This is a genomic window from Arthrobacter citreus (assembly GCF_038405225.1).
GTDB classification, from domain to species: Bacteria; Actinomycetota; Actinomycetes; order Actinomycetales; family Micrococcaceae; genus Arthrobacter_B; species Arthrobacter_B citreus_A.
In genome coordinates this window covers 63,430-90,063 of sequence record NZ_CP151657.1, presented here as the reverse complement: position 1 = coordinate 90,063, position 26,634 = coordinate 63,430, and the positions used below count along the sequence as shown (strand labels likewise).

The following is a 26,634-nucleotide window of genomic DNA, read 5'->3' as shown; positions in this document are numbered from 1 at the left end:
ACGACGACGGCGGTGCCCCCTCTCCGGAAGGAGGCACCGCCGTCGGCCCTGCCGGGTTGTTACTTGCCGTGCGGAACCACGACGGCCCGGCCGGCAAGCTGACCGGATTCCAGCTTCCGGTAGGCGTCCAGTGCCTGGTCCATGGTGAACAGCTCCACATCGGGCTTGATCTGACCGGCCCGGTACATGTCGACCACCTCATGCAGGTCCTCGATGGTGCCCCAGTAGGTGTTGGTCAGGGTGGACTCATACGGGGTCTTGAAGAAGTTCCACTCGTAGCCGCCGCCCGCAATGCCGACGACGGTCAGTTTGGACTGCACGGCCATCGAACCAGCGGCAGTGGCGACCGTGGGCGCAATGCCCACAAAGTCGAAGGCTGCGTCCACTCCGCGTCCTCCGGTGATTTCCCGGATGCGCTCGATCTGGCCCTCACCCCCGGGAACAACGATGGCACCGCTGGCTGCGGCTTTGGCCATGGCTTCTTCCTTCATGTCGGTGGCGATCACGGTGGCACCGGTCAGTGCCTTCAGAATCTGTACCGCCATCTGGCCCAGCCCGCCCAAACCGATCACGAGAGCGAACTTACCGCCGCCGTTGAGATGCGGCAGCGCGGTCTTGATCGCGTGGTACGGAGTCAGCGCAGCATCGGAGAGCGGGGCGGCGGCCACGGGATCTGCGTCGCCCAGGGGCACCAGATTGCGGACCGGAACCACCATGTATTCCGCCATGCCTCCGTCGCGGCCCAGGCCCATGCCCAGGTACGGCATCTCGGCTGCGTTCTCGCAGTAGGTGTCCTGGCCGCGGGAGCAGGCCTTGCAGCGGCCGCAGCCCACGGGACCATAGACCAGGTAGGCGGCACCGACCTCGACACCGGTGACGCCCTCGCCCAGTTCCTCCACCCAGCCGGAGTTCTCGTGCCCGAGAATGAACGCCGGCGGAATGGACCCGGGCGCGCCTTCGGCGAAGTCCTTGTAGAGAGCAACATCGGAGTGGCAGGCCCCGGCGCCGGCCACCTTCAGCAGTACTTCTCCGGGACCCGGCACAGGCCGGGGCACGTCCTTGATCTCGGGGAAGGTCTGCCACTTTTCAAAAACAACTGCGCGCATTATTCCAATCCTCTTTCGTCGTGCGGAATGTCCCCCAACCCCAAGTCTATGCGTATGCATGAAGTGCGCGGGGTCACGCACCAAGCGCATGACGACGGCGGTTCCCAGTGTCGCCGTCGTGCGCTAAGGTTGTCTCAGCTTCACGAGAGGTGGCCAACGGCCGGATCAGATCCGGCTCTAAAAGCTCCGACTGGCCTCACACCAACCCCACTGTTCGGCGGGTGGTTCGGATGACGAAGCGGCCTGCAGCCACCCGGCACGGGCAAGGACAAACCGTAAAGGAACACACTGTGAGCATTTCCAGTGACACTTCATGCGTCAGCTTCATCCCCGGCCACAACACCCCTGCCAGCCGCTCCGGCGGTCCGGCGGGGTTTGACGACTGGGTGGATGTCCAGGCCTACGCCGATATCGATCTTGACCTGCTCCAGCTGGTTGTCGACGGCCGGCAGCAGCTGATGTGGTTCCATGACCTGGCCGCCCTGGCACTGGCGCTGGCAGGTTCCGGCGGAGCGGCGCAGTGGTGCGCCCGCTATTCCACGCTCCTGGTTCCGGGCGGCTTCAACAGCCCTGCCCGGCGCTCTTTTTTCTCCTTGGCAGCGCCGGAGGGAGTGCGTCCCTGCCAGCGGGTTAGGGCAGCATCCGGCGTCGAAGCAGCTCCAGCACCCGTGGGCTAAGTCCCGCTGAGAGCAGGTACTGCTCCGCGTCGAACCCGTCCAGCGCGCGGAGCAGTTCCTTCCGGCCTTCGGCCACCCGTTCGCGAAGCTGGTCATCCGTCAGCGGCTTTTCACGCGGGTGCACCTGGGTGGTGTGGAAGGCGTTGATGCCCCGGACGGCCTGCTCATAGTCGTCGGCGATGGCCTCGGGTTCCGCACCGGCCAGCTGCAGCAGCAGCAGCGCGATCAGGCCGGTGCGGTCCCGGCCGGCGGAGCAGTGGATCACCACGGCGCCGTCGCCGGCCTCAGCGATGGAGCGCATCACGGCGGAGATCTTCTCCGGCCAGCGCCGCAGGTTTTCCCGGTAGAAGCGTGGAGAGTCCATGTAGGGACCGGTCAGCGCGGTGAACTCCGGGTCCTTCGCCTCCTGCGTGGGCCGGTTCAGGAACGTGATGCCGGCAACGGCTTCGGGGGAAACCCGCGGATCGGTGTCCCGGCGGCCGATCTCGGGTTCGTTCCGGAGGTCGACGACGGTGCGGACGCCGGCGTCATGCGCCTGCCGCCAGCCGTTCTCAGTCAGCCATTCCGAGCGCCCCATCCGGAAGATCCGGCCCGGGGCCAGAGCCGCGCCGTCGGCAAGGGCAATGCCCCCGAGGTCACGGGCGTTGGCGGCGCCCTCCCACGTCACGGTGCGGTCCACACAGATATCCATGCTTCCAGCCTAGGCCGAACCCGGCCCAGCGATACTTGAGCCTGACAAGCTTGATTCCGAACAGTCTTGACCCTGACACTGTGGCAGACGGGAGAACTGAAGCATGTTATCCATCGGAGCATTCGCGCAGATCGGCCAGGTGACCCACCGCATGCTGCGGCACTGGGACGCCGCCGGCCTGCTCGTTCCCGCCCACGTGGACGAGTTCAGCGGCTACCGCTCCTACGATCCGTCGCAGTTGGAGAGGCTGCACCGGATTGTTGCACTTCGTCAGCTTGGCTTCGGACTGGAAGACACTGCGTCCATGCTCGAGTCCGGTGTCAACGCGGAGCGCCTCGCCCTTCTGCTGCGGATTCGCCGCGCCGAGGTGGAGGAGGAACAGCGGACAGCTGCCGCCAGGCTCATCGACGTGGAACGCAGGCTCCACCTCATTGAAAAGGAACATGCCATGTCACAGATCGAAGTCATCCAGAAGTCCCTGCCCGCCCTCCGGCTCGCCGCCCGCACCGCGGTGGTGTCCGAGCAGCCCGAGGTCCCCGGCGTCGTCGGCCCACTCTTTGACGCCGTTGCCGCCGCACTGGGGCCCACCGGTGCGCCGCTGGACACTCCGGTGGCACAGTACGACGCGGGCGAAGACGGCCTGCGGATCCTCGCCGGATATGCCTATACCGGAGAAGTGCCGGACGGCGTGGAAGCGGTCCAGCTGCCGGCCGTCGAGACAGCCCTGTGCGGTGTGCATCTGGGGTCCATGGAACGCATAGCCGAGAGCTGGCAGGCCGTGCACGCTGAGATTTTCGCCCGCGGGTTCACCCCGTCTGGTCCCTGCCGGGAGCTGTACGTGCGGGCGGTGTCCGAGGACCAGTCGGATTGGGTGACCGAGCTGCAGCAGCCGGTCACGCGCGCCCAGCTCAGCTAGCTCACTGCCAGTCGAAAAAACCCTTGCCGGATTTGCGGCCGAGTTCGCCGCGGGCCACCTTGTCCCGCAGGATCTGCGGCGGCTCGAACCGGGGGCCGAGGGTGGAGGCGAGATACTCCGCGATGCCCAGGCGCACGTCCAGGCCCACAATGTCGGTGGTCCGCAGCGGTCCGGTGGGGTGCCTGTAGCCCAGCACCATGGCGGCGTCGATGTCCTCGGCAGACGCGACGCCGTCCTCCACCATCCGCATGGCCTCCAGCGCGATGGTCACCCCCAGCCGGGAACTGGCGAAGCCCGGAGCGTCCTGCACGACGACGGGCGTCTTGCCCAGCTCCCGAACCCAGGTGGAGGCGGCGTCGGCCAGTTCCACGGAGGTCTGCGGCCCGAGCACCACCTCGATCAGTTCGGAAGCCGGGACCGGATTGAAGAAGTGCAGTCCGCAGAACCGTTCCGGGCGCCGCAGTTTACCGGCGAGTTCGGCGATGGACAGCGAGGAGGTGTTCGAGGCCAGCCAGGCGCCGGGGGCCACCTGGTACTCCACGGCTGTCAGCGCCTCGGCCTTGAGGCTGAAATCCTCGGGCACGGCCTCCACCACGAGGTCACAGCCGGCAAAGTCAGCGTAGTCCGTGGAGACGGACAGGCGGGCCGTAAGGTCCGCCAGGGATTCGGCAACCGTTCCCCGGTCCACGCTTTTGGCCAGGTTGCCGGCGACGCGCTCAAAGGCGGCGGCAGCGGCGTCGTCGTCGCGCTCCACCACCGTCACCCGCGAACCGGCCGTGCAGAAGGCATGGGCGATGCCCGCCCCCATGCGTCCGCCGCCGAGCACTCCCACCCTGGAGGGAACTGTCATGGCTTGTTTTTCCGCTCGAGGAAGGCTGACATGCGGTCGAACTTGGCGGCGGATTCGAAGAGGATTCCCTGGGCCAGGGTGTCGATCATGGGATGGGCCTCCGCCGGTGCCGCAAACACGGCTTTCGTGATCCGTACCGCCAGTGGATCCTGGCGGGCGATGCGGTCGGCCAGGGCATGGGCGGCGTCGAGCAGGTGCTCCGGGTCTGCAAGTTCCGTGACCAGGCGCACGGCCAGTGCCTCGTCGCCGGTGAGGATCCGGCCGGCCAGCAGGATTTCCTTGGCCAGCGGCTCGCCCACCAGTTCCTTCAGCCGCCACGTGGCGCCGGCGGCGGCCATGATGCCCAGCGATGTTTCCGGGTTGCCGATTTTCAGCCGCGGGGTGCCGATCCGAAAGTCCGCGGCGAAGGCCAGTTCCGCTCCCCCGCCCAGGGCGTAGCCGTCCAGGGCAGCGATTACGGGCATGGGCAGCTTGGCTATGCGGGCGAAAACGCTGGAATTGATTCCGCGCAGGGCGTCGTCACGGCGGCGTTCGCGCAGCTGGGCGATGTCAGCGCCGGAGGCGAACACCCCGTCGCTGCCGGTCAGAATCAGGATCCGGGGGTTCTCCTCCAGTCCGGCGCACAGCTGGTGCAGTTCCTCGGCCATGGCGGCGTCGATGGCGTTGCGGACCTCGGGCCGGTTCAGGAGGGCTGTGACGCGGTCCTTGCCCTCGGTGACCTGCAGGGTGGTGAACGAACTGTAATCGGCGCCCACCTAGACGGCCTCGATCAGCATGGCGGTTCCCTGGCCGACACCGACACACATTGTGGCGATACCGCGGGAAGCACCCTCACGCTCCATCCGGTTCAGCAGCGTGATGGCAATCCGTGATCCGGAGGAACCGAGCGGATGGCCCAGGGCAATGGCTCCGCCGTCGCTGTTCACGATGTCCTCGTTCACGCCCAGGCGGCGGATGCAGGCCAGGGACTGGGTGGCGAAGGCTTCATTCAGTTCAAAGGCGCCGACGTCGGCAAGCCGCACGCCGCTGCGGGCAAGGACCTTCTGCGTGGCCGGCACCGGGCCGATGCCCATGATTTCCGGCGGAACTCCGGCCGACGCGCCGTCTACAATCCGGGCACGGGCGGTCAGCCCGTAGTCGCGGATGGCACGCTCCGAAGCCACGATGACGGCGGAGGCGCCGTCGTTCAGGGAACTGGAATTCCCCGCGGTGACGATGCCGCCGGAGCGGACCACCGGACGCAGCTTGGCCAGGACTTCGGGGGTGGTGCCCTCACGCGGGCCTTCGTCGGTGTCCACCACGGTGGTGTCGCCTTTGCGTCCCGGAACCGTGACCGGAACAATCTCGTCCTTGAACCGCCCGGCTGCGGTGGCGGCGATGGCGTTGTGGTGGGAGCGCACGGCAAACGCATCCGCATCCTCCCGGGAAATGCCGTCCACGGCAGCCAGCTCTTCTGCCGTTTCCGGCATGGAGTACGTCATTTTGCCGTCACGGGACAGCTCGCCGGAGGTGAAGTGTTTATTGGCGAAGCGCCAGCCGATGGAGGTGTCGAAGGTGTCCCCGGGCTTGGCGAACGCCGTGGTGGGTTTTTCGGTGACCCAGGGGGCACGGCTCATGGATTCGGTGCCGCCGGCAATGACAATGTCGGCCGCACCGGACTTGATCATGTGCGAGGCCATGATGATTGCGGACAGGCCCGAAGCGCACAGCCGGTTGACCGTGATGCCCGGAATCTCAGTGGGAAAGCCGGCCAGCAGAGCCGCCATGCGCGCCACGTTGCGGTTCTCCTCGCCGGCACCGTTGGCGTTGCCAAGGATCACTTCGTCGACGACGGCGGGGTCCAGCCCTTCGCGGGCGACCAGTTCCCGCAGCGTCAGGGCTGCGAGGTCGTCGGGGCGGACGCTGGACAGTGCGCCGCCATACCGGCCGACCGGAGTCCGCACTCCGCCCACAAGAAACGCTTCAGCCATGTCTGCTCCCACTGTTGATGCTGCGCGGCGGGCTTTGCTGTCCGGCACGGCGCTATTTACTGACCGTTCGTTCTAAAACTGCGTCCTCAAACAATGGCACGGTGGTGCCGCGCGGTCAATATTTTCGCCGACCGACGTCGTCAGGATCCGGCGGAGACACCGTTGCGGACGGCATCTGTCCGCAGTGCTGGGAGCCGGCTGAAGTGCGGGAGCTAGGCTCCTGATCATGACCTTCAATATTCAGATTTGTGTTGACTGCACCGATGCCCATTCCCAGGCCGACTGGTGGGCCGAAACCCTGGGCTGGGTTCCTGAACCCCTGGACCAGGCGCTGATTGACTCACTGCTCGCGGACGGGACGATTGGTCCGGACTTGCTGATCAACCACAACGGGGAGCGCCGGTGGCGCGACGGTGCTGCGATTTGCCGGCAGAGCGAAGTGGGCTCCCCGGAACGCCTGCGCATCCTGTTCCAGCCCGTGCCCGAACCCAAAACGGCCAAGGATCGGATCCACTTGGACATCCACCTGAACGGGGCTGATAAGGACGTTATGCGCGCGGAGCTCGAGGCGCGGGGTGCCACCTTCCTGTACAGCGCCGAGCAGGGGCCGTCCTCCTGGTACACCATGGCCGATCCCGAGGGCAACGAGTTCTGCATCGCCTAGCGTTGACGCAAGACCGTAGCCCTGCTGCAATGCCTATCCCTGCTGGAGCAATTCCGCCGGTATGGCATAGGTCAGGATCACCGCGAGGAGGTTCTTCGCGGCGTGGACCCCGTAGGACAGCATGAAGTTGTTTCCCGCCCACACGTAGACGCCCACCAGCACAGCACCCATGACGAGATACGGAAGCAGCACGGGCAGCGCCAGAGCCTCCTTGCCTGCAAGGTGGATGCCGGCGAAAAGCAGCAGGGAGATCAGGCAGCAAATCCAGATGTTGAGGTATTTGCTCAGCTTGCCGATGAGCAGGTGGCGGAAAATGTACTCCTCGACAAACGGTGCAATCACCACCAGCAGCGGAATGATCAGCAGCGGGGGCAGGGAGACAACCAGCCCCTCAACCGCTTCCTGATTTACTGCGGTTTCCGGTGGTCCGGTAACAGCTGCAACGACGACGGTGAGCAGCAGCATCGCAAAGACGCCGCCGGGGATGATGGCCAGGGTCAGCCAGGGGCGGGTGGCCAGAATGCGGACTTCACGGACGGCATACCGCCAGGAGGCCCACGCCGCCAGCGCGCCGGCGGAGAGGTAGAACGCCAGGTTCACCACGTAGCCCGCCAGCAGCGGGTCGGGAATCAGCCGGGTCAGGCCGGGGATTCCCAGTCCCGGTGCGTAGCTGAAGATCAGGACAAAGACAACATAGAACCCGGCGGCAAACGCGTCCCGGCGGGTGAAGGTGTAGGGCAGCGGCGCAATGGCCGGCCGGGTCATGGCTGCCACTCTTAGACGGTCAGCTCCGCCATGACGCGGGGCATGGCTTCCAGCAGCTCTCCGGCCAGGAAACTCAGCGGCCCCTGAGCTGCGGAAAGCCGGTCTCCGGCGGTGGAATGAAGATAGGTGCCCCAGCAGGCAGCCTGTTCCGGGGAAGCCTTGCGGGCCAGGAAACCGCTGATGGCACCGGCCAGCACGTCGCCGGAGCCGGAGGTGCCCAGCCCGGAGTTGCCGGCGGGAATGACCCAGCGGCGCCCGTCCGGAGCGGCTATCACCCCGTGCAGCGCCACGACGGCCTGATATTTCGCGGCGATGTCCACGGCGGTCTGCTCAGTATCGGTGTCACCGTCCGGGTCCGTTTCGAGCAACCGGGCGGCTTCCTTCTGGTTTGGCGTCAGGACCAGGCGTCCGGCCCAGCGCTGGTAAACCTCCGGCAATCCGTGCAGCACCCCCAGCGCATAGGCATCCAGGACGACGGCGGCGTCATCATTCAGCAGCGGGCTGATCCCCCGGAGCAGCTCCTCGGTTTGCCCGGCGTCATCCAGGCCGGGTCCAAGCAGCAAAACGTCAGCGGTCTCCAGATCCGGAGCGAGCGCTTTCGCTGCCCGCCCGCCGGAGATCACGCCGTCGTCCTCGGGCAGGGGCACTGAACCGGATTCCGGCACCGCAACCGACACTGCCACTGCCGCCGACTCGGTGACGGCCAGGGTCAGCCGTCCCGCGCCCACCCGCAGCGCAGCGCGTCCGGCGAGCAGGGCCGCTCCCGGGGAACGCAGCGCTCCGCCGACCACCAGGACAGTGCCGCGGTCCGACTTATCCTGTGCCTCGCGGTTGACCTGCCAGTTTTTGAGCAGCGCCGGCGTGACAACTTCAGCGGGGGTGGACATGGTTTTCATCTCCTGCATGCTCGGTGACGGGGGCGCCGCCGGATTCCAAATGGTCCACATTATTGAAGCTGTCCAGGGTCCAGCGTCCCTGCCCGGACGGCCGCACCAGCCGCGTGATGGAGGCGTTGCGGACGCTTGTGCTGGCAGCGATGTCCAGCAGTTCCTGCTCGCTGAGCCGTTCACAGATGTAGCGGATCAGCATGATCACCGCATCGTGGCAAACCACGGCCACCCGTTTGCCGTCCTCGTCGTCATCGATGTCGCGCAGCACCGACCGCAGCCGCAGTGCCACATCGGCCCAGGACTCCCCGCCCGGCGGGCGGTAGGCGAACTTCCCCAGCCAGTTGCGGCGCTGCGCCTCCTCCGGGAACCGGGCGTTGACGCCCGCGGACGTCAGCAGGTCCAGGATGCCCAGTTCACGGTCCCGCAGCCGCTCGTCCATCCGCAGGTCCTGCGGCGTGCCGGGGTCCTGCATGGTGGTGAGTTCGGCGGTTTGGCGGGCCCTCAAATACGGCGAACACCACACGGATTCCGGGTGCTGTTCCGGGGGAAGGCCGGCCAGCCAGCGGCCCAGGGCACGGGCCTGTTCCACGCCGGCCTCGCTGAGCGGCACGTCCGGGTCCCGCAGCCCAATGTCGATAACTTCGGCTCCGGAGCGCTGTGCTGCCGTGGCGGCAACATTCCCCGCGCTTTCACCGTGCCGGATGAGGATCAGTTCGATTGCACCCATTGTCCGACTCTACCCGCAGCTGTATTCCTGCGCAGGGATACTGCTGCCGTCAAGGAGGTGGAGTTCACGGTTGGCCTCCCGAACGGTTCCCCGTACTGGCTTGCCGCATGGGTGCACGACCCGCTGTAGCCGGGGTTTGCCTGCAGCTGGCGCTGGACCGGCGGGTCAGGTGCGGGTCCGCTCATCCACTTTGCCGCCGTTGCGGACCGTAAAGGTAAGCAGGAAGGCGACAGCGGCGAAGGCGGCGAGCAGCATGAGGCCCACGAAGTAACTGCGGTTCGCCGGATCATACGTGGCGCCCATGACCAGCGGCGGAAAGTAGCCGCCGAGCCCGCCCGCGGCGGCAATGATCCCGCCGATGGTTCCCACGTCCTGCGCCGGGGCCGCGCGGCCCACCCAGGCGAACACGCCGCCGGTGCCCAGCCCCAGGAAGAGCGCCATCAGGATGAACGCGGTTCCGTACACCCGTTCCTCCTCCGGACGGAGGGCAACGATGATGGCGAGCACCACAGTGCCGGCCAGGGAGGTCAGGGTGACCAGTTTGGGTCCGATCTTGTCGGCGATGGTTCCGCCGATGGGACGGGCGATGACGGCGGCGACGGCAAACCCGGCTGTGCGGGTGCCGGCGGCGGTGGCGTCGTAGTCATAAACGTTGCCCAGATAGGTGGGCAGGTAGTTGGAGAAGGCCACAAAGGCTCCGAAGACCACTCCGTAGAGGAAACACAGCTGCCAGGTGACCCGCAGCGTGAAGGCATGCGTGATCTTCGGAAGCACCGGCTGTGTGGGTGCGTTCCATGCGGGAGACTCACGCAGGATGAGCCAGCTCAGCAGTGCCATCACGGCCACGACGACGGCGATGATGATGTGCGCGCCCATATAGCCGGCCGCGTTGACCAGACGCGGCGTGAAGAACGCCGACACTGCGGTGCCGACCATGCCGGCGCCGAAGACTCCGGTGGCGAAACCCTTGCGGGTGCGGTCATACCAGGCTGAGCAGAACGGAATGCCGATGGCGAACACCGTGCCGGCAATGCCCAGGAAAAACGCGATGACCACCAGGAACGGGAAGTTTTCCAGCTGCCCCACGATGCCCGTCAGGAGCACCAGCGGTGCGGTGACGCCGAGGATGACGGTGAACATGATCCGCCCGCCGTACCGGTCCGTCAACGCGCCGACCGGGATGCGGGCCACCGAGCCCACCAGGATGGGCATGGCCACCAGGATGGATGTTTGTCCGGGCCCCAGCTCCATACCCGCCGCGTACCGGCTGGACAGCGGACCGATGATGGTCCAGGCCCAAAACCCCACGGTGGAGGCGATGGTGGCAACGATGAGGTTTCGGAGCTGACCGGATTTCAGGTTCACTGCGGATGCCGGGGTTTGCGCTGATGCTGGCATGGCGTCGGTCCTTACTCGCAGGCTGGGTCAGGTGCTTGTCCGGTCAGTCAGGGGCGGGGAGTGCCTTTGCGGTCCCGGTCGGGGGTGCCCACCGGCGCCCAGCTGCCGCGCGGCGTGGCTGCTCCCGTTACGGGACGCTTTCCCCGGGAGCGGTAAACAATGTAGGGGCGGAACAAGTACTGCAGCGGAGCTGTGAAGGCATGCACCAGCCGGGTGAAGGGCCACAGTGCGAACAGTGCCAGTCCCCAGAGCGTGTGGATCTTGAACGACAGGGACGCGGCGGTCATCGCCTCGATGTCGGGCTGGAAGATGAAGATCGAGCGGAACCAGGGCCCCACGGTGTCCCGGTAGTTCACAATCCCGTGGTCAAAAACCGAGAAGACTGTCGTGGCCAGACCCGTCAGGATGGCGGCGAGCAGGAAGAGGTACATGGTTTTGTCGTTGCGGGTGGTGGCCATGAACACCGGCCCGGTGGTGCGCCGGCGGTAAATGAGCAGCACGATTCCGATCAGGGTGGCGAGCCCGGCAATGGAGCCCACCGACAGGGCAAAGAAGTGGTAGCGGTCCTCGTTGATCCCGATGTCATCCATCCATGTTTTGGGGATCACCAGCCCCATGAAGTGCCCCACAATCACGGCCAGGATGCCGAAGTGGAACAGCGGCGACGCAATGCGCAGCAGCCGGGATTCGTACAGCTGCGATGAACGGGTGGTCCAGCCGAACTGGTCATACCGGTACCGCCAAATGGAACCCAGGATCAGCACGGCCAGCACCACGTAGGGAAGCACGCCCCACAGCATCACGTCGCCCAGTCCCACGGGCACGTTGGCCGGCGGGGGAACGTCGAGGGGGACTGGCAGGGGAACACTCAGCGGGCTCATGGCGCGTTCCTTTCATGCACCGGCAGCAGCCGTGAACTGTACGGTTCCAGCCCCACGGTTTCGGTGGGCGGACCGTAGCCTGCGGTTTGCATCACGGTTTGCTTGTCCTCCGGGGAAACGCCGGGCAGCGTGGAACAGACCAGGCCCAGCACCCCGGCGTGCGGCAGGCCGTCATCGCGCAGCGCCAGCCGCAGCAGCTCCAGCGACGGCCGGTAGCGCTGCAGCAGTTCGTATCCGTCCGCCGGCGCAACCTTCGCCGCAAACTCCAGCACCAGCGGCAGGTAGTCGGGCAGTTCGGTGCCTTCCGGCAGCGCCCCGTGGGCCCGGTAGATTTCCTTGAAGGCCGCGAGCGCCTCGCCCCGGCGCCGTGTGTCGCCGTCGGTCCAATAGGTCAGATGCAGGCTGTGCCGTTTGGAGAGGTCGAATTCCTGCACGTACTCCGCCTGCACCTCGGTCAGCGGGCGGTCCGTCAGCGCGGCGAAGAGCTCCTCCACGGGTGCCGTGTCAGCCCCGGCTTCCACGAGCGCGTCCCGGAGCGCCGGAACCAGATGCACCAGCTCCTCGTCCGGATATTCCAGCAGCAGCCCGGCTGCCTGCCGCACGACGGCGCTGCGCCGCGGGTGCGCGTCCCGGTACGGTTCCGGGTCGAAGGTGCCCTTGCCCGCCTTGCCCAGCAGCTTCTCCAGCAGGCTCATGGTGTTCCCCCTTCGCGGCCCGGGCCTGGGCCTGGACCGGTGCCGGACTGCGGCCCGTCCCCCTCGGCCTGGTCGTACACCGCTCCCTTGCCGTCCCCGGTTGATCCGCCGTCCCCGGTCGATCCGCCGCTGCCTCCGCCGTGGTCCGGTGCCCCGCGGTTGTCATTGGCCGGGAAGAGTCCCTTGGGTGCGCCGCGTCCGTCCCAGTTGAGCAGGTTCACCCGTCCGCCCAGGTCACCGTTGCCGGTGGGGTCTTCGCCGCGCTGCCGGGCCTGCAGGGCGGCGAAGTTCTCCACTGCCACCGGGGTGGGCCGGCCGGAGGCTTCCCCGAAGACACCGGTTTGCCCCATTCCGGGACCACCGTCGACGTCCAGGGAACAACCGATTTCCTCCAGGTTGTGGGCGTCTTCCAGATGGGCGCTGGGGATGACGTAGCGTTCCTCGTACTTCGCCACTGCCATCAACCGGTACATCGCCACGATCTGCTCACCCGTCATGCCGACGTCGGCGGCGATCTTCTCGTCCGGTGCATCGCCCAGGGTGATATTCCGCATGTAGGCGCGCATCGCGGCGAGCTTGCGCAGCACGCCGGTCACCAGGTCGGTGTCCCCCGCGGTGAACAGCTCAGCCAAGTACTCCACCGGAATACGCAGCGCCTCGATGGCGCCGAAGAGGTTGTCCGCGCTCTCGCCGTCGTGCCCCTGCTGCTGCAGAACGTCCACGATCGGGGATAGCGGCGGCACGTACCAGACCATGGGCATGGTCCGGTATTCCGGGTGCAGCGGCAGCGCCACCCGGAACACTTTGGCCATGGCGTAGACCGGCGAGCGCCGGGCAGCGTCCAGCCAGTCCTCCGGAATTCCTTCGGCACGGGCGGCGGCGATGACTTCCGGGTCATTGGGGTCCATCATCAGGTCCAGCTGCGCCTCGTACAGGTCCTGCTCGTTGGGAACGGACGCCGCAGCGGTGACCCTGTCGGCGTCGTACAGGAAGATGCCGATGTAGCGCAGCCGGCCCACGCAGGTTTCGGCGCAGACGGTGGGCAGCCCCACTTCGATCCGCGGATAGCAGAAGGTGCACTTCTCCGCCTTGCCGGAGCGGTGGTTGAAGTACATCTTCTTGTACGGGCAGCCCGTGACGCACTGGCGCCAGCCGCGGCAGCGGTCCTGGTCCACCAGGACAATGCCGTCCTCCTCCCGCTTGTAGATGGCCCCTGAGGGGCAGGAGGCCATGCAGGAGGGATTCAGGCAGTGCTCGCAGATGCGCGGCAGGTAGAACATGAAGGTGGAGTCGAACTCCAGCTTTACCTGTTCTTCGGCCTCCCGTCGCATCTTTTCCAGCACCGGATCCTGCAGCTCCGTGCGCCCCGATCCGCCCAGGCTGTCATCCCAGTTGGCGGACCAGGTGATTTTCATGTCCTCGCCGGTGATCAGGGACTTGGGTTTCGCCACCGGGAAGTCATTGCCGGCCGGAGCGTTGATCAGGTTTTCGTAGTCATAGGTCCAGGGCTCGTAGTAGTCGCTCAGCTCCGGCTGCACGGGAGATGCAAAAATGCCGAAGAGCTTGGCCAGCCTGCCGCCGGCCTTCAGCTTCAGCTTGCCGCGGCTGTTCAGTTCCCAGCCGCCCTTCCACTTTTCCTGGTCCTCGTACCGGCGCGGATAGCCCTGCCCCGGCCGGGTTTCCACGTTGTTGAACCAGACGTATTCGGTTCCCGCCCGGTTGGTCCAGGCCTGTTTGCAGGTCACCGAACAGGTGTGGCAGCCAATGCACTTGTCCAGTGCCATGACCATTGCCGTTTGTGCCATGATTCGCATCAGTACCGCACCTCCTGGGAGCGTTTGCGCACAACCGTGACGATGTCGCGCTGGTTGCCGGTGGGGCCGAGGTAATTGAAGGCCCAGGACAGCTGCGCGTAGCCGCCGATCATGTGGGTCGGTTTGACCAGGATCCGCGTCACCGAGTTGTGGATGCCGCCGCGCCGGCCGGTTGCCTCGGACTTGGGGGTGTCGATGATCCGTTCCTGCGCGTGGTGCACGTAGAGGACGCCGGCTGGCATCCTGCTGCTCACGATCGCCCGGCCCACCAGCACCCCGTTGGTGGACACGCACTCCACCCAGTCGTTGTCGGCCACCTCGATCAGCGCGGCGTCCTGGGTGCTCATCCACACCGCCGTGCCGCCGCGGGACAGCGAGAGCATCAGAAGGTTGTCCTGGTACTCCGAGTGGATGGACCACTTATTGTGCGGCGTCAGGTAGCGCACCGCCACGGACAGTTCACCGCGGGTGCCAAGCGCCGGTTCGCCGAACAGGCGGTGCATATCCAGCGGCGGCCGGTAGATCGGCAGCGCCTCCCCCATGTCCTGCATCCAGTCATGGTCCAGGAAGAAGTGCATCCGGCCGGTGAGGGTGTGGAAGGGTTTGAGCCGCTCAATGTTGATGGTGAACGGCGCGTACCGCCGGCCCCCGGTCTCGGAGCCGGACCATTCCGGGGAGGTGATCACCGGCGTCGGCCGGTCCTGCGTGTCCCGGAAGGTGATCTGTTTGTCTTCAGCCCCCTCGGCCAGGTCCGCCAGCCGCGTGCCGGTGCGTTTCTCCAGGGTCTTGAAACCCTGCACGGCCAGCTCGCCGTTGGTGGTGCCGGAGAGCATCAGGATGGCCTCGGCCATCCTGGCATCGGTGTCCACCGCGGGCCGGCCGGCGGCGGCGCCCCGGTCAAAGACTCCGTGTTTGCGGGCCAGTTGGGCCAGCGGTTTGGCCACGTCGTACTTCACGTACTTGGTGGTGAGCCCGAGTTTGTCCGCGAGCGGACCGATGGCAACGAATTTCTCGCCGATGGCCGTGTAGTCCCGCTCCACGATTTTCAGGTCCGGCAGGTTCTTGCCGGGCACCGCGGGAATGTCCGTCCCCTTCCAGTCCGGAGCGTGTCCGCCGGGCTGGGCTATCTCGCCCGGAGTGTCGTGGGTCAGCGCCGTGGCCACCAGATCCTTCCGCACACCCAGGTGCGTGGCGGCCTGTCGGGAGAACTCCTTGGACAGGAGCCGGAACAGGTCGTAATCCGTCTTGGCCTCCCACGGCGGGGAAATGGCCGGAGTGAAGGCATGCACGTACGGGTGCATGTCGGTGGAGGACAGGTCGTACTTTTCGTACCAGGTGGCGGCCGGGAACACGACGTCGGACAGCAGGGTGGAGCTGGTCATCCGGAAGTCCGCGGAGACCAGCAGATCGAGCTTTCCCTGCGGCGCGTTCTCGTGCCAAACGACGTCGGCGGGCCGGGATTCGCTGTGGTCCTCACCCATGACGTTGTTCAGCGTGCCCAGCAGGTGCTTCTGGAAATACTCCTCGCCCTTGGCGGAGGACCCCAGCAGGTTGGACCGCCACAGCACCAGGGTCCGCGGCCAGTTCTCCGGGGCGTCCACGTCCTCCACGGCAAACCGCAGCCGCCCGTCCTTGAGCCGCCGCGCCACCCAGGTGGCCTCATCCGCCGCTTCGCCTTTGGCCACTCCCGCCGTGGCTTCGTCCGCCACGTCCAGCGAGTTCTTCTTGTCGAACTGCGGATAAAACGGCATCCAGCCCATCCGGGTGGACTTCGCGATGACGTCGGCGGTGTGCATGCCGCGCAGGTGCCCCTGGGCCAGCGGTGACTGCATCGAGTCCGAGGAATAACCGTCGGAGCGGAACTGATCGGTGTGCATGTACCAAAAAGCGGTGCCAATCATGAACCGCGGCGGCCGGTTCCAGTCTCCGGCGGAGGCCATGGCGGCCCACCCGGTGATGGGGCGGCACTTTTCCTGGCCCACATAGTGCGCCCAGCCGCCGCCGTTGCGGCCCTCGCAGCCGGTCAGCATCAGCATGGCCAGGATGGCCCGGTAGGTGACATCCCCGTGGTACCACTGGCAGATGCCGGCGCCGAGGATGATCATTGACCGTCCCTTGGACTTCTCCGAGTTCGCGGCGAACTCCCGGGCCGTGCGGAGCACCGCGTCCGGGCGGACGTTTGTGATCTCCTCCTGCCAGGCCGGCGTGTAGGGGGTGTCGGCGTCGTCGTAGCCGGCTGCCCACTCCCCCGGCAGGCCCTCCCGGCCCACCCCGTACTGGGCGAGCATCAGGTCAAAGACTGTGGTGACGGTCCGGCCCGCCACGGTGGTCACCGGCACGCCGCGGTGCATCACGGAGCCGACGCCGGAGGGGTCGGTGAACGCCGGCAGCTCCACCCGGGATGTTTCGCGTTCCCAGGAGGATGCGTCGGCGATGGACAGGGCCGGGACCACGCCCTGCAGGTCAAGGTTCCATTTGCCGGCGTCCTCGTCGTTGTACCGGAAACCCACCGAGCCGTTGGGCACCACCGGGGTGCCGGCGTCGCGGTCCAAAAGCACCGTCTTGAAGGCGGCATCCGAGGCCTTGGCCTCGCTGCGGCCCAGGTCCGCGGCGGTGAGGAACTTGCCCGGCACCACGCTGCCGTCGGTGCGCGTCTCCAGAGTGACCAGGAACGGCAGGTCGGTGAACTGGCGGACGTACTCCTCAAAGAACGGCACCCGCCGCTCCACGAAGTTCTCCTTCAGGATCACGTGCCCCATGGCCATGGCCAGGGCAGCGTCGGAGCCGGCCTGCGCGGGCAGCCATTCATCGGCGAACTTCGTGTTGTCCGCATAGTCCGGGCTGACCGAAACCACCTTGGTCCCGCGGTACCGCCCCTCCACCATCCAGTGCGCGTCGGGGGTGCGGGTCACCGGAATGTTCGAGCCCCACATCATCAGGTAGGTTGCGTCCCACCAGTCACCCGATTCCGGCACATCGGTCTGGTCGCCGAAAACCTGAGGGCTGGCCACGGGCAGGTCCGCGTACCAGTCGTAGAAGCTGTTCATCACCCCGCCGATCAGGTTGATGAACCGCGCTCCGGCGGCGTGCGAGACCATGGACATGGCCGGGATGGGCGAGAATCCGGTGCAGCGGTCCGGCCCGTAGTTCTTGACCGTGGAGACGTGGGCGGCTGCCGTCATTTCCAGTGCCTCAGCCCAGCTGGAACGCACCAGGCCGCCCTTGCCGCGGGCCCGCTGGTAGCTTCGGCGGCGCTCGGGATCGTTGATGATCTGTTCCCAGGCCAGCACCGGGTCACCCGTTTCCCGCTTCGCGGCCCGATACATGTCCAGCAGCACGCCGCGGATGTACGGATAGCGGACCCGGGTGGGTGAATACGTGTACCAGGAGAAGGCGGCGCCGCGCGGGCAGCCGCGCGGCTCATATTCCGGCCGGTCCGGGCCAACCGTCGGATAGTCGGTTTCCTGCGCCTCCCAGGTAATGATCCCGTCCTTGACGTAGACCTTCCAGGAGCATGAGCCGGTGCAGTTCACCCCGTGCGTTGATCTGACGACTTTGTCGTGGCTCCACCGGTTCCGGTAGAAGGAGTCTCCTTTCCGCCCGCCCTCGCGGAACACCGCGCGGCCGTCGGCGGTTTCGTCCCAGCGGGTGAAGAACCTGCCGAGCTTGAGCATTGTTTCGGATGCGGGGCCATCGATCCCCGGTGCAGAGCCAGCCATGCTGCCAACGTATTGCAGCACCTCCATCCGGTGACAGGGTCCGGGACCAAAACAGCCCTCGCACGGCCGGTTTGGGGTGGAGCGATAAACTCGGAACCGTGAGCACAGAACTTCCCCAACAGGTGTCCGATATTTTCGACCCGCAGCAGTGGCGTCTTGTCTCAGGATTTGAGGACCTGCAGGACATGACCTACCACCGCCAAGTGGAGCGCACGGCCGACGGCGGTATCGTGCGTGACCTGCCGACGGTGCGCATCGCGTTCAACCGTCCGGAAGTCCGCAATGCGTTCCGTCCCGGCACCGTTGATGAGCTGTACCGGGCCATGGACCACGCCCGGATGACCCCGGACGTGGCCACTGTCCTGCTCACAGGCAACGGCCCCTCTCCCCGGGACGGCGGCCATTCGTTCTGCTCCGGCGGCGACCAGCGGATCCGCGGCCGTGACGGCTACAGGTACGTAGTACACAACACAGAGGGTGAAACGAAGGAAACCATCGACCCGGCACGCGCCGGACGGCTGCACATCCTGGAGGTACAGCGTCTGATGCGGACCATGCCCAAGGTGGTCATCGCCGTCGTCAACGGCTGGGCGGCCGGCGGCGGGCACAGCCTGCATGTGGTCTCGGACCTGACCATCGCCTCCCGTCAGCACGGAAAGTTCAAGCAGACCGACGCCACGGTGGGAAGCTTTGACGCCGGCTACGGATCGGCCCTTCTGGCCCGGCAGATCGGGCAGAAGAAGGCCCGCGAAATTTTCTTCCTCGCCCGTGAATATTCCGCCGAGGACATGGTGGCCATGGGTGCCGTCAACGAGGCCGTGGACCACGAAAACCTGGAAAAGGTGGCCCTGGAGTATGCTGCCGATATCGCCCGCCAGTCCCCGCAGGCCATCCGCATGCTGAAGTTCGCCTTCAACCTCGCCGACGACGGCCTGGCCGGGCAGCAGGTGTTTGCCGGTGAGGCCACCCGGCTGGCGTACATGACCGACGAAGCGGTGGAGGGCAAGGAAGCCTTCCTCGAAAAACGGGATCCCGACTGGTCCTCCTTCCCCTACTACTTCTAGGCCGCCGCCATGGAACTGCTGACTGTCCACACTCCCGCCGGATTTAATGCCGAAAAACTGTTGGCCCCGCTGGCGGCCGCCCTCGCCGGCGAAGGCCCCGCCGTCGCCCCGCATGCGGATCCGGACCAGACCTTCTCCGGCGAGCTGCCCAACGATGACATAGCCCTGGTCATCAGTACTTCGGGGTCCACGGGCGCGCCCAAACAGACCATGCTCACCACCGATGCCCTCGCTGCATCGTCCATGGCCACCGCCATGGCGCTGCACGCGGACGGCCAGTGGCTGATGGCGCTGCCGGCGCACTACATTGCTGGCGTCCAGGTGCTCATCCGTTCCCTGTACGCCGGCACGCATCCGGTCTTCATGGACACCTCCGGGTCCTTCAGCGCAGCCCGCTTCACCTCAGCGGCTGCGGACATGACTGACCGGAACCGCTTCACGTCCCTGGTGCCCACCCAGCTGCACCGGCTGCTGACCAATCCGGAGCCCGAGACCCTGCGCGTGCTGCGCCGCTTCAACGCCATCCTCCTTGGCGGAGCGCCGGCCGGAGCCGGGCTGCTGGCCGAGGCGGCGGCCCAGGGCCTGAACGTTGTCACCACCTACGGGATGAGCGAAACCTGCGGCGGCTGCGTGTACGACGGCGTTCCGCTGCCAGGTGTGGACGTGGAGGTGGAATCCGGTTCGCTGTGGATTGCCGGCGATGTCCTGGCCGAGGGCTACATGGGCCAGCCGGAACTGACCGCTCAGCGGTTCCGCTTCAATTCGGGAAAACGCTGGTACCGCACCGATGACGCCGGCACCGTGGAGAACGGGCTGGTGACGGTGTCCGGCCGGCTGGATGACGTGATCGTCACCGGCGGCATCAAGGTCTCCGCCGCCGCGGTTTCGGCCGCCATCGAGCAGCTGCCCGAGGTCTCCGAGGCCATTGTCCTGGGCCTGGACAGCCCCGAGTGGGGCCACTTGGTGGGCGCCGCCGTCGTTGGCTCCGTGGACCCGGAAAAGGTCAAGGCGGCCGTCCGCTCGTCGCTGGGCAAGCCCGCCGTGCCCAAGGTGGTGCTCCTGCTGGAGGCGCTGCCCCTGCTGCCCAACGGCAAGACGGACCGGATGGGCCTGCGCCAGCTGCTGGCCGCGGCGGGTCACACGCACCCCTGACCCGTCCGCGGATCAGGCCTTCCGCGCTCCACGGCTGCGGAAGAATAGAACGTTATACATCTCTCATAACAAAAGGACGTTGATTGTGGCTACAGCCGCGCAGTGGTTAGAAGGAGCCCGCCCCCGCACGCTGCCCATGGCGGTGGCGCCGGTCATTATCGGTACGGCGGCGGCGTATGACCTGGGTTCCTTCAAGCCTGTGAACGCCCTGCTGGCGGCTCTGGTGGCCGTGCTGCTGCAGGTGGGCGTGAACTACGCCAATGACTACTCCGACGGCATCCGGGGCACCGACGACAACCGGGTGGGGCCGCTGCGGCTGACCGGATCCGGCGCGGCCGCCCCGAAGCAGGTCAAATACGCCGCTTTCGCCTGCTTCGGCGTGGCGATGATTGCCGGACTGGCCTTGATCATCCTGTCCTCCACCTGGTTCCTGATCCTGGTGGGCATCGGCTGCGTCGCCGCTGCGTGGGGATACACCGGCGGCCGCAACCCCTACGGCTACATGGGTCTGGGCGACGTGTTCGTGTTTGTGTTCTTCGGCCTCGTGGCCACCCTGGGCACCACCTACACGCAGGCCGGCCAGATCAGCCTTCCGGCGGTGCTTGGCGCCGTGGGGACCGGGCTGATTGCCATGGCCCTGCTGATGGCCAACAACGTGCGCGACATCCCCACGGACCGCGAAGCCGGCAAACGCACCCTGGCCGTGCGGCTCGGGGACGAAGCGGCCCGGATCAGCTACGTCATGATGCTGGCGCTGGCCATCCTGCTGCCGCTGTTCATCGCCGCGGACTACCCGTGGGTCCTGCTGGTGCTGCTGCTCATCCCGGTGTGCCTGATGCCGAGCTGGCTCATGCTGAAGGGGAAAAAGCGCCGGAGTCTGATCCCGGTCCTGCAGCAGACGGGACTCATCAACATGGGCTTCGCCATGCTGTACAGCCTCGGGCTGGTGCTGACCCGGTTGCTCGCCTAAGGCTTGTTCGGCCTCGCCTAACGCTTACTTCCGGCGGGGCTTGCGGTCATTGTCGATCTGCACGTCCGGATGGGCGTCGAGCAGGTTATCCTCGGCTCCGGCGTCCTCCAGTTCCCCGCGGTTGCGGGTGGGCGCCGCGCCGCCGTGGAAGCGCTGCTGCACGCTGCGGGCCGCGGCGTCGCGCATCTCGCGGAAAAACAGGTAGGTCACGCACCATGCGAGCACGGCGCCGATAATCGCCGAGAACACCAGGCCAAGGCCCAGCCAATAGCATCCAGCGAAGAAGAGGGCCACCAAACCAAGGCGGAGAGCGGTAAATTTCCAGAAAGCCACAGGCCCATTCTAGTTGCTAACAGGACTTTCGGCGTGGTCGGTCCGGTGCCTGACGGAGAACCGACCCGCCCGGCCCGAACCGGGAAGACACAGCTGTGTCCTGCTCCACTACAATTGAGTCATGCCTCGCCTCGTGCTTTTCGGTGTCATCATTGTCGCCGCTGTCATTATTTATGCCATCATCGACTGCGTCATGTCGCGGGCGCAGGAGGTGCGCAGCATCTCCAAGACCGCGTGGCTCTTCACGATTGTGCTGCTGCCCGTGCTCGGTGCCCTGCTGTGGTTCCTCTTCGGCCGCCCCAAGAGCGGACCGGAACCGAAAAACCGCCAACCCCGGCATCCCACCGCACCGGACGACGACCCCGATTTCCTGCGCAATCTCGAGATCCGGCGCCGCCAGCAGCAGAAGGAAGCCGAGCTCAAGCGCCGCGAGGCCGAGCTGCGCGAGCGGGAGAAGCAGTCCGGGCACAAGAACGACGACGAGAAGCCCAGCGCGTAGCATCGCGCCCTCCAGCACCTCACTTCCATAAGGAACCCGCTCCCGGCATCCGGGGGCGGGTTCCTTCGTTGTGGCGGCGCTCCCCCCTCCCCCCGGCCCTCCCCGGTGGCAGACTGCTGTCGGCGGTTTCCGCTCCCGGCCGCCCCTCCACCCGGCCACCCCCGGCCCACTGGTTCCCACCCTGTGAGCACTCCCGTGACGGAAGGTGCCACACCAGTCACACCAGCCCCAAAGAGTGGGAACCTGTGCGGGAGCGCCTCCGGCCCAGCGGGCGTGCAGAGCAAAAACCCGCCTCCCGGAGAACCGGAAGGCGGGTTTTGAGGCTGCGGACGCTGTCCGCCGGTGACAGGACCGGCTAGACGCCGGAGTAGCTATGCAGACCGGCGAAGTACACGTTCACGATGGTGAAGTTGAAGATCACGCACAGGTAACCCACGATGGACAGCCAGGCGGCGCGGGTACCGGTCCAGCCGCGGGTGGCACGGGCGTGCAGGTAGCCGGCGTAGACCACCCAGATCACGAAGGTCCACACTTCCTTGGTGTCCCAGCCCCAGTACCGGCCCCAGGCCTGCTCGGCCCAGACGGAGCCCGCCATGAGCGTGAAGGTCCACAGCACGAAGGCGACGGCGTTGATCCGGTAGGAGAAGTTCTCCAGGCTCTGCGCGGACGGCACGATGCGCAGGAAGCCCAGCTTGGACGTTCCGCCGGCGCGGATCTTGGTCTCGCGGTCGGCCTGGAGGAGCTGCAGCACCGACATGGCGAAGGTGAGGGTAAACAGTGCCGACGCAATGACAGCCACGGAGACGTGGATGATGAGCCAGTAGCTCTGCAGCGCGGGAATCAGGTGTGCCACCGGCGTCGGGAATCCGATCGTGGCAACCATCATCATGACCAGGACCAGACCCAGCACCAGGGTGCCCAGGAACCGCAGGTCGCGCTTGAGCAGGACCAGCAGGAACACCACGGCCACCACCAGGGCGCCGGTGGTGCAGAACTCGTACATGTTGCCCCAGGGCACACGGTGGGCGGCCATGCCGCGGGAAACGACGGCGGCGGTGTGGATCAGCGCACCAAGGACGGTCAGTGCGACGGCAACGCGGGCCGTGTTCCGGCGCGCCCCCACGTATCCCATGGAGGCGTCGGCGGTCTGTGCCACCGGCTCGCCGTCGGCATCCCAGCCGCGGACGTTTCCGTCGGCCAGGTAGCTGTCGGAGCCTGCTCCCCCGGGGCGTCCGGAGCCGGCCGTGCGAGCGGAAGCGCCGGAGAACGCTTCAGACTTCGCCGGGGCTGCGGAGCCCTGCTGCGTCAGCCTGCTCTCCACCGCCTTGATGGTCCTGCTGCTCTGCGCGAGGTCCCAGGTGAAGGCCAGGAACGCCACCGTATAGGCGAACGCCGCCAACAGCATGAACAGCTCACTGTACTCAGCGAGTGTGTAGTCAATGGAGGGCATGTCTGGCATTACGAGTCCTTACCTGTTTCCTTCTCCTGAGCGGCCTTGCTGTCCACCGCTGATGCTCCGGGCTTTGTGTGCCGGTTTGTGCTGTGTTCTCCGGAACCCGGAGCGGATGTGTCCTCCGCGCCATTGTCCTCCACTGTGCTGCTGCCCGCCAACCACTGCTTCTCCAGCAGGCTTCGGACCGCTGCCGCTTCGCTGGACAACCGCTGGTCTTCGCCGCGGGCCAGCAGCCCGTACTCGACCATGATGCGCCCGTCCTCGTGGGTGCCGGTGCGGATCCAAATGCGGCGGCGTGCCAGGAACAGGGAGGCGGCCAGACCGGCCAGCGACAGGGTGGCGAAGCCGAGGACCCAGATCTTGGCCGGGTCATAGTGGATGTCCAGTGCGGCGTACCGCTTGATGCCGTCAAAGGAGATGGAACCCTTGCCCTCGGGCAGCTCGTACGTCTGGTCAGCCCCCAGCACAATGCCGCCCTCATCCAGGTTCCGGCTGTTGATTTCGGTCAGGTTTTCGGTGTCGAGCACGTAGACATTGCTCGGCACGCCCTCATCCAACCCCAGATCCCCGTAGTAGGCGTTTAGGTTCAACTGCGGGTTGAACGGGTCCGGGTCACCGGAGTAGGACACATCCTGGTCATCGAGCATGGCCGTTGGCAGGAAGAAGCCCACAAAGCCGAGCTGGTCCGGCTTGGCATCCGGAGCCTTGATCACCATCAAGGAGGTGTACATGCCGTCGCTGGGGACGGAAACAACCGGGCCCTGCAGCGCAATGTTGCCCTCGCCGTCGCGCACCGTGACCACCGGGGCATAACCGTTGCCCACCAGGTAGACACGGCTGCCGCCGATGGTCAGGGGCGCGTTGACCTTCAGGGTTTCCGTGTGCTCCTCGGCGTCCGGGCTTTCCTTCACCGTCATGGTGGCGGCGAAGTCCAGCGGCTGGCCGTAGTGGGTCTGCGATTCGCGGTCGAACTGGACATCGAACTTGTCCAGCGTCAGCGAGTAGGGGGCCAGCTGCTCCTCGGTGAAGCTGGTGCCGGGGGTGAAGGAGTCGTAACCGACCAGGGTGTTGACGAAGGACTCCCCCTCCACCACGATCTTCTGGCCGCTGTAACCAAAGAGCCCGCCAACGGCGATGGAGACCAGGACCCCGATCAGGGCCGTGTGGAACACCAGGTTTCCCACCTCTTTGGCGAAGCCGCGTTCGGCGCCCACGGAGGGACGGTCGCCGTCGAGATCGCGGACATCCACCCGGTAGCCGCGCTTCCGCAGCATCTGCGCTGCCTGTTCGACGGCGGAGGCGGCGGTGAGGCCCGACGACGCCGGAACGGCCAGCGTGCCGTATTCCGGCAGCCGGGACAGCCGCTTGGGGGTGCGCGGAGGCTTGGACCGCATGGCCCGGTAGTGGGCCTTGGCCCGCGGAATGACGCAGCCGATCAGGGAGATGAACAGCAGCAGGTAAATGGCCGAGAACCAGACGGAGGAATACACGTCAAAGAGCTGGAAGCGGTCAAGCCAGGGGCCGGAGTCCGGGTTGTCCTCCAGGTACTGGGTGACGACGGCGGGGTTGGCCGGCCGCTGCGGAAACAGCGAACCCGGCACGGCCGCCACGGCCAGCAGCAGGAGCAGCAACAGTGCCGTGCGCATGCTGGTCAGCTGGGTCCAGGCCCAGCGCAGCAAGCCCAGCGGGCCAAGCGAGGGCAGCTGGACATCACCGTTGCGGCCGCCGGTTTTGCCGCCTTTACCGCCCTTGCCGCCCTTTCCGGGCACGGCGGAGGTGCTGCCGCCGTTTTTCTCGGCTTCGGTCAAAACATCCGGTTCACGGTTCAACTGGTTCTCATAGTTCTTTTGAGGGTTCGTGCTGGACAGGAGCCGTGGCTGGCTCGGGGGAAAAGCTCATCAGATCGGCAGGGTCACACTATCCAACCAACCTTGGAGATGGTTGATCCAGATGTTCCAGACTCCTGTGAGCATCAGGACGCCCAGGACAATCAGCATGCCGCCGCCGAAACGCTGCAGGGCGAGCCGGTGCCGGCGGAAAACGCCCAGTGCGCCCATGCCGCGCCGGAACCCCAGCGCGATCAGCAGGAAGGGAAGCCCCAGGCCGAGGCAGTAAATGAAGGTCAGGAACGCACCCTTGGCGGCGCTGGCGTCGTCACCGGAGAAGGACAGCAGCTGCACTGCTGACAGGGTCGGCCCAAGGCATGGCGCCCAGCCCAGCCCGAAGGTGATACCCAGCAGCGGGGCACCCCACAACCCGGCCGGCGGTCGTGCGGCAATTTTCCGGTCGCGCTGGAACCAGCTCAGGCCGCCCATGAAAACGATGCCCAGAACAATAATCGCGGCGCCCAGGGCCTGCGTAATCCAGGCCTGGTCGGCGCCGCGCAGCCAGCTGCCCAGCTGCCCGACGCCAGCACCGATAATGACAAAGACCGCCGAGAACCCCAGGACGAACAGTCCGATGCCGGCGAACATCCGGCCGCGGCGCTGCTTCTGAAGGTCCACGCCGGTGAGCCCGGTGACGTAGCCCAGATAGCCAGGAACCAGCGGCAGGACGCACGGGGACAGGAAGGACACGAGCCCGGCCAGGGCTGCAACGGGGATGGCCAGCAGCATGGACCCGTTCAGGATGGTTTCGGCGAACACATTCGCTGCCGGCAGCGCTGCTGCGGGAACGACGGCGGTTGCTGCGGTTACGGCGGAATCAAACATGCCGGCTAGGCTGCCAGCGTGTCGGAGATCAGGGCCTTCAGGGTGCTCTTGTCTGCCAGGCCGAGGATGCGGGCGGCCACACGTCCCTCCCGGTCCAGGACCAGTGTGGTGGGAACGGCCGACGGCGGCACAAACTGCGTCATGGCCAGCAGGATTCCGCCGTCCTTGTCCTGGAAGCTGGGGTAATCGATACCGAAGGAGCGTTCAAAGGCCTCGGCGGTGCTGCGTTCATCGCGGATGTTCACGCCATAGAAACGCGCGCCGTCAGGCTCGAACATTCCGTGCAGCTCCACCAGGTCCGGAGCTTCCTTGCGGCAGGGTGCGCAGGCCGCGTACCAGAAGTTCAGGACCACCACGTCCCCGGCGAAGTCCGAGGAGGGAACGGTTGTGCCGTCAAAGAGCGTGCCGCTGAATTCGACCGGTTCGCCGCGCTGGCCGGCGGCGTATTCAGTAACGGATCCGTCACCGGCAATGTAGTTCTTGTTGTCCCCCGCTTTGGCCTGTGCAGCCAGTGGATCCTCCACGGCACATCCCGCCGCTGCGGCGACCAGGGGCACGCCAAGGGCCAGGCCGGCGCCGAATTTCAGGAAGGAGCGGCGGCGCATGGCATCCGGCTGGGGAGTGCTCTGAGGATTCTTCAACTATTTCCAGCTTTCATCGCGGCGGGGGCTGCCACTTCTACAACGCGT

Annotated in this window: 25 protein-coding genes and 1 riboswitch; of the genes, 7 read left to right on the top strand and 18 right to left on the bottom strand. The window is 66.3% G+C overall.

Annotated elements, in window-relative coordinates:
* Positions 1 to 59 precede the first annotated feature (59 nt).
* On the bottom strand, positions 60 to 1,106 hold the full coding sequence (locus AAE021_RS00405) for an NAD(P)-dependent alcohol dehydrogenase (RefSeq protein WP_342023737.1): 1,047 nt from the start codon (positions 1,104 to 1,106) through the stop codon (positions 60 to 62).
* Positions 1,107 to 1,244: 138 nt separating this feature from the next.
* Positions 1,245 to 1,381, top strand: a riboswitch (SAM riboswitch).
* Positions 1,382 to 1,396: 15 nt separating this feature from the next.
* On the opposite strand from AAE021_RS00405, the gene AAE021_RS00400 reads away from it, so the two are divergent.
* On the top strand, positions 1,397 to 1,783 hold the full coding sequence (locus AAE021_RS00400) for a hypothetical protein (RefSeq protein WP_342023735.1): 387 nt from the start codon (positions 1,397 to 1,399) through the stop codon (positions 1,781 to 1,783).
* Here the strand turns inward: AAE021_RS00400 and AAE021_RS00395 are convergent.
* Entirely contained in the window at positions 1,737 to 2,474 is a 738-nt protein-coding gene (locus tag AAE021_RS00395) for a tyrosine-protein phosphatase (protein WP_342023734.1), read from the bottom strand. The two genes, AAE021_RS00400 and AAE021_RS00395, sit on opposite strands and share 47 nt — an antisense overlap.
* Before the next feature lie 103 nt (positions 2,475 to 2,577).
* Here AAE021_RS00395 and AAE021_RS00390 point away from each other — a divergent pair, with 103 nt between their 5' ends.
* Positions 2,578 to 3,390, top strand: a complete 813-nt coding sequence (locus AAE021_RS00390) for a MerR family transcriptional regulator (RefSeq protein WP_342023733.1) — start codon at positions 2,578 to 2,580, stop codon at positions 3,388 to 3,390.
* Position 3,391: 1 nt separating this feature from the next.
* On the opposite strand, the gene AAE021_RS00385 is transcribed toward AAE021_RS00390, so the two are convergent.
* Genes AAE021_RS00385 through AAE021_RS00375 form a run of 3 tightly spaced genes read right to left on the bottom strand, consistent with a single transcriptional unit; the run spans position 3,392 to position 6,210 of the window.
* Positions 3,392 to 4,240 (bottom strand): 3-hydroxyacyl-CoA dehydrogenase family protein, encoded by an 849-nt coding sequence (locus AAE021_RS00385; protein WP_342023732.1) that lies wholly within the window; start codon positions 4,238 to 4,240, stop codon positions 3,392 to 3,394.
* A complete protein-coding gene (locus tag AAE021_RS00380) occupies positions 4,237 to 4,995 on the bottom strand; it encodes an enoyl-CoA hydratase/isomerase family protein (protein ID WP_342023731.1) in 759 nt (252 codons plus the stop codon). Before AAE021_RS00380 ends, AAE021_RS00385 begins: the two co-directional genes overlap by 4 nt.
* On the bottom strand, positions 4,996 to 6,210 hold the full coding sequence (locus tag AAE021_RS00375; RefSeq protein ID WP_342023730.1) for an acetyl-CoA C-acyltransferase: 1,215 nt from the start codon (positions 6,208 to 6,210) through the stop codon (positions 4,996 to 4,998).
* Positions 6,211 to 6,436: 226 nt separating this feature from the next.
* Between AAE021_RS00375 and AAE021_RS00370 the strand changes: the two genes are divergently transcribed.
* Positions 6,437 to 6,874, top strand: a complete 438-nt coding sequence (locus tag AAE021_RS00370) for a VOC family protein (RefSeq protein WP_342023729.1) — start codon at positions 6,437 to 6,439, stop codon at positions 6,872 to 6,874.
* A 33-nt stretch (positions 6,875 to 6,907) separates the two neighbouring features.
* Here AAE021_RS00370 and AAE021_RS00365 read toward each other — a convergent pair whose 3' ends face one another.
* The 8 genes from AAE021_RS00365 to AAE021_RS00330 all read right to left on the bottom strand — a co-directional run bounded on the left by AAE021_RS00365 (position 6,908) and on the right by AAE021_RS00330 (position 17,763).
* Positions 6,908 to 7,639, bottom strand: coding sequence for a lysostaphin resistance A-like protein (locus AAE021_RS00365; RefSeq protein ID WP_342023727.1), 732 nt, complete (start codon positions 7,637 to 7,639; stop codon positions 6,908 to 6,910).
* Between the two features lie 11 nt (positions 7,640 to 7,650).
* On the bottom strand, positions 7,651 to 8,526 hold the full coding sequence (locus tag AAE021_RS00360; RefSeq protein ID WP_342023726.1) for an NAD(P)H-hydrate dehydratase: 876 nt from the start codon (positions 8,524 to 8,526) through the stop codon (positions 7,651 to 7,653).
* The gene (locus AAE021_RS00355; protein ID WP_342023725.1) at positions 8,510 to 9,256 is read right to left on the bottom strand and encodes a histidine phosphatase family protein; all 747 of its coding nucleotides are present in this window, start codon (positions 9,254 to 9,256) and stop codon (positions 8,510 to 8,512) included. The genes AAE021_RS00360 and AAE021_RS00355 overlap by 17 nt, the downstream gene beginning before the upstream one ends.
* 165 nt (positions 9,257 to 9,421) lie before the next feature.
* Positions 9,422 to 10,654 (bottom strand): MFS transporter, encoded by a 1,233-nt coding sequence (locus tag AAE021_RS00350; protein ID WP_342023724.1) that lies wholly within the window; start codon positions 10,652 to 10,654, stop codon positions 9,422 to 9,424.
* A gap of 47 nt (positions 10,655 to 10,701) precedes the next feature.
* A complete protein-coding gene (gene narI, locus AAE021_RS00345; RefSeq protein ID WP_425362426.1) occupies positions 10,702 to 11,535 on the bottom strand; it encodes a respiratory nitrate reductase subunit gamma in 834 nt (277 codons plus the stop codon).
* On the bottom strand, positions 11,532 to 12,230 hold the full coding sequence (narJ, locus tag AAE021_RS00340) for a nitrate reductase molybdenum cofactor assembly chaperone (protein WP_342023723.1): 699 nt from the start codon (positions 12,228 to 12,230) through the stop codon (positions 11,532 to 11,534). Before narJ ends, narI begins: the two co-directional genes overlap by 4 nt.
* A complete protein-coding gene (gene narH, locus AAE021_RS00335) occupies positions 12,227 to 14,044 on the bottom strand; it encodes a nitrate reductase subunit beta (RefSeq protein ID WP_342023722.1) in 1,818 nt (605 codons plus the stop codon). Before narH ends, narJ begins: the two co-directional genes overlap by 4 nt.
* The gene (locus tag AAE021_RS00330; protein WP_342023721.1) at positions 14,044 to 17,763 is read right to left on the bottom strand and encodes a nitrate reductase subunit alpha; all 3,720 of its coding nucleotides are present in this window, start codon (positions 17,761 to 17,763) and stop codon (positions 14,044 to 14,046) included. The genes narH and AAE021_RS00330 overlap by 1 nt, the downstream gene beginning before the upstream one ends.
* Positions 17,764 to 17,861: 98 nt before the next feature.
* Between AAE021_RS00330 and AAE021_RS00325 the strand changes: the two genes are divergently transcribed.
* The 3 genes from AAE021_RS00325 to AAE021_RS00315 all read left to right on the top strand — a co-directional run bounded on the left by AAE021_RS00325 (position 17,862) and on the right by AAE021_RS00315 (position 20,949).
* Positions 17,862 to 18,827 (top strand): 1,4-dihydroxy-2-naphthoyl-CoA synthase, encoded by a 966-nt coding sequence (locus AAE021_RS00325; protein WP_342023720.1) that lies wholly within the window; start codon positions 17,862 to 17,864, stop codon positions 18,825 to 18,827.
* A 9-nt stretch (positions 18,828 to 18,836) separates the two neighbouring features.
* A complete protein-coding gene (locus tag AAE021_RS00320) occupies positions 18,837 to 19,979 on the top strand; it encodes an AMP-binding protein (RefSeq protein WP_342023719.1) in 1,143 nt (380 codons plus the stop codon).
* Positions 19,980 to 20,064: 85 nt separating this feature from the next.
* On the top strand, positions 20,065 to 20,949 hold the full coding sequence (locus AAE021_RS00315; RefSeq protein WP_342023718.1) for a 1,4-dihydroxy-2-naphthoate polyprenyltransferase: 885 nt from the start codon (positions 20,065 to 20,067) through the stop codon (positions 20,947 to 20,949).
* A gap of 24 nt (positions 20,950 to 20,973) precedes the next feature.
* Here AAE021_RS00315 and AAE021_RS00310 read toward each other — a convergent pair whose 3' ends face one another.
* Positions 20,974 to 21,282 carry a DUF4229 domain-containing protein gene (locus AAE021_RS00310; protein ID WP_342023717.1) on the bottom strand — a complete coding sequence of 103 codons (309 nt, stop codon included), beginning with the start codon at positions 21,280 to 21,282 and terminating at the stop codon, positions 20,974 to 20,976.
* A 121-nt stretch (positions 21,283 to 21,403) separates the two neighbouring features.
* Here AAE021_RS00310 and AAE021_RS00305 point away from each other — a divergent pair, with 121 nt between their 5' ends.
* A complete protein-coding gene (locus AAE021_RS00305; RefSeq protein WP_342023716.1) occupies positions 21,404 to 21,781 on the top strand; it encodes a PLD nuclease N-terminal domain-containing protein in 378 nt (125 codons plus the stop codon).
* 355 nt (positions 21,782 to 22,136) lie between these two features.
* Here AAE021_RS00305 and ccsB read toward each other — a convergent pair whose 3' ends face one another.
* The 4 genes from ccsB to AAE021_RS00285 form a co-directional block, all read right to left on the bottom strand.
* Positions 22,137 to 23,231, bottom strand: a complete 1,095-nt coding sequence (gene ccsB / locus AAE021_RS00300; RefSeq protein ID WP_342025468.1) for a c-type cytochrome biogenesis protein CcsB — start codon at positions 23,229 to 23,231, stop codon at positions 22,137 to 22,139.
* A gap of 8 nt (positions 23,232 to 23,239) precedes the next feature.
* Complete coding sequence (resB, locus tag AAE021_RS00295) at positions 23,240 to 25,003, bottom strand: cytochrome c biogenesis protein ResB (RefSeq protein WP_425362494.1); 1,764 nt, start codon at positions 25,001 to 25,003, stop codon at positions 23,240 to 23,242.
* 129 nt (positions 25,004 to 25,132) lie between these two features.
* Entirely contained in the window at positions 25,133 to 25,849 is a 717-nt protein-coding gene (locus AAE021_RS00290; RefSeq protein ID WP_342025466.1) for a cytochrome c biogenesis CcdA family protein, read from the bottom strand.
* A gap of 101 nt (positions 25,850 to 25,950) precedes the next feature.
* Positions 25,951 to 26,550: a TlpA family protein disulfide reductase gene (locus tag AAE021_RS00285; protein WP_425362493.1), complete on the bottom strand. Its 600-nt coding sequence runs from the start codon at positions 26,548 to 26,550 to the stop codon at positions 25,951 to 25,953.
* Positions 26,551 to 26,634 lie beyond the last annotated feature (84 nt).

Excerpts from the sequence above, each read along its gene's own strand:
- narI (WP_425362426.1), bottom strand. The coding sequence starts at position 11,535 with ATGAGCCCGCTGAGTGTTCCCCTGCCAGTCCCCCTCGACGTTCCCCCG.
- AAE021_RS00360 (WP_342023726.1), bottom strand. The coding sequence starts at position 8,526 with ATGTCCACCCCCGCTGAAGTTGTCACGCCGGCGCTGCTCAAAAACTGG.
- narJ (WP_342023723.1), bottom strand. The coding sequence starts at position 12,230 with ATGAGCCTGCTGGAGAAGCTGCTGGGCAAGGCGGGCAAGGGCACCTTC.
- AAE021_RS00405 (WP_342023737.1), bottom strand. The coding sequence starts at position 1,106 with ATGCGCGCAGTTGTTTTTGAAAAGTGGCAGACCTTCCCCGAGATCAAG.
- AAE021_RS00320 (WP_342023719.1), top strand. The coding sequence starts at position 18,837 with ATGGAACTGCTGACTGTCCACACTCCCGCCGGATTTAATGCCGAAAAA.
- AAE021_RS00385 (WP_342023732.1), bottom strand. The coding sequence starts at position 4,240 with ATGACAGTTCCCTCCAGGGTGGGAGTGCTCGGCGGCGGACGCATGGGG.
- AAE021_RS00365 (WP_342023727.1), bottom strand. The coding sequence starts at position 7,639 with ATGACCCGGCCGGCCATTGCGCCGCTGCCCTACACCTTCACCCGCCGG.
- AAE021_RS00355 (WP_342023725.1), bottom strand. The coding sequence starts at position 9,256 with ATGGGTGCAATCGAACTGATCCTCATCCGGCACGGTGAAAGCGCGGGG.
- AAE021_RS00375 (WP_342023730.1), bottom strand. The coding sequence starts at position 6,210 with ATGGCTGAAGCGTTTCTTGTGGGCGGAGTGCGGACTCCGGTCGGCCGG.
- AAE021_RS00395 (WP_342023734.1), bottom strand. The coding sequence starts at position 2,474 with ATGGATATCTGTGTGGACCGCACCGTGACGTGGGAGGGCGCCGCCAAC.
- AAE021_RS00305 (WP_342023716.1), top strand. The coding sequence starts at position 21,404 with ATGCCTCGCCTCGTGCTTTTCGGTGTCATCATTGTCGCCGCTGTCATT.
- AAE021_RS00370 (WP_342023729.1), top strand. The coding sequence starts at position 6,437 with ATGACCTTCAATATTCAGATTTGTGTTGACTGCACCGATGCCCATTCC.
- ccsB (WP_342025468.1), bottom strand. The coding sequence starts at position 23,231 with ATGCCCTCCATTGACTACACACTCGCTGAGTACAGTGAGCTGTTCATG.
- AAE021_RS00285 (WP_425362493.1), bottom strand. The coding sequence starts at position 26,550 with ATGCGCCGCCGCTCCTTCCTGAAATTCGGCGCCGGCCTGGCCCTTGGC.
- AAE021_RS00350 (WP_342023724.1), bottom strand. The coding sequence starts at position 10,654 with ATGCCAGCATCAGCGCAAACCCCGGCATCCGCAGTGAACCTGAAATCC.
- AAE021_RS00330 (WP_342023721.1), bottom strand. The coding sequence starts at position 17,763 with ATGGCTGGCTCTGCACCGGGGATCGATGGCCCCGCATCCGAAACAATG.
- narH (WP_342023722.1), bottom strand. The coding sequence starts at position 14,044 with ATGCGAATCATGGCACAAACGGCAATGGTCATGGCACTGGACAAGTGC.
- AAE021_RS00390 (WP_342023733.1), top strand. The coding sequence starts at position 2,578 with ATGTTATCCATCGGAGCATTCGCGCAGATCGGCCAGGTGACCCACCGC.
- AAE021_RS00290 (WP_342025466.1), bottom strand. The coding sequence starts at position 25,849 with ATGCTGCTGGCCATCCCCGTTGCAGCCCTGGCCGGGCTCGTGTCCTTC.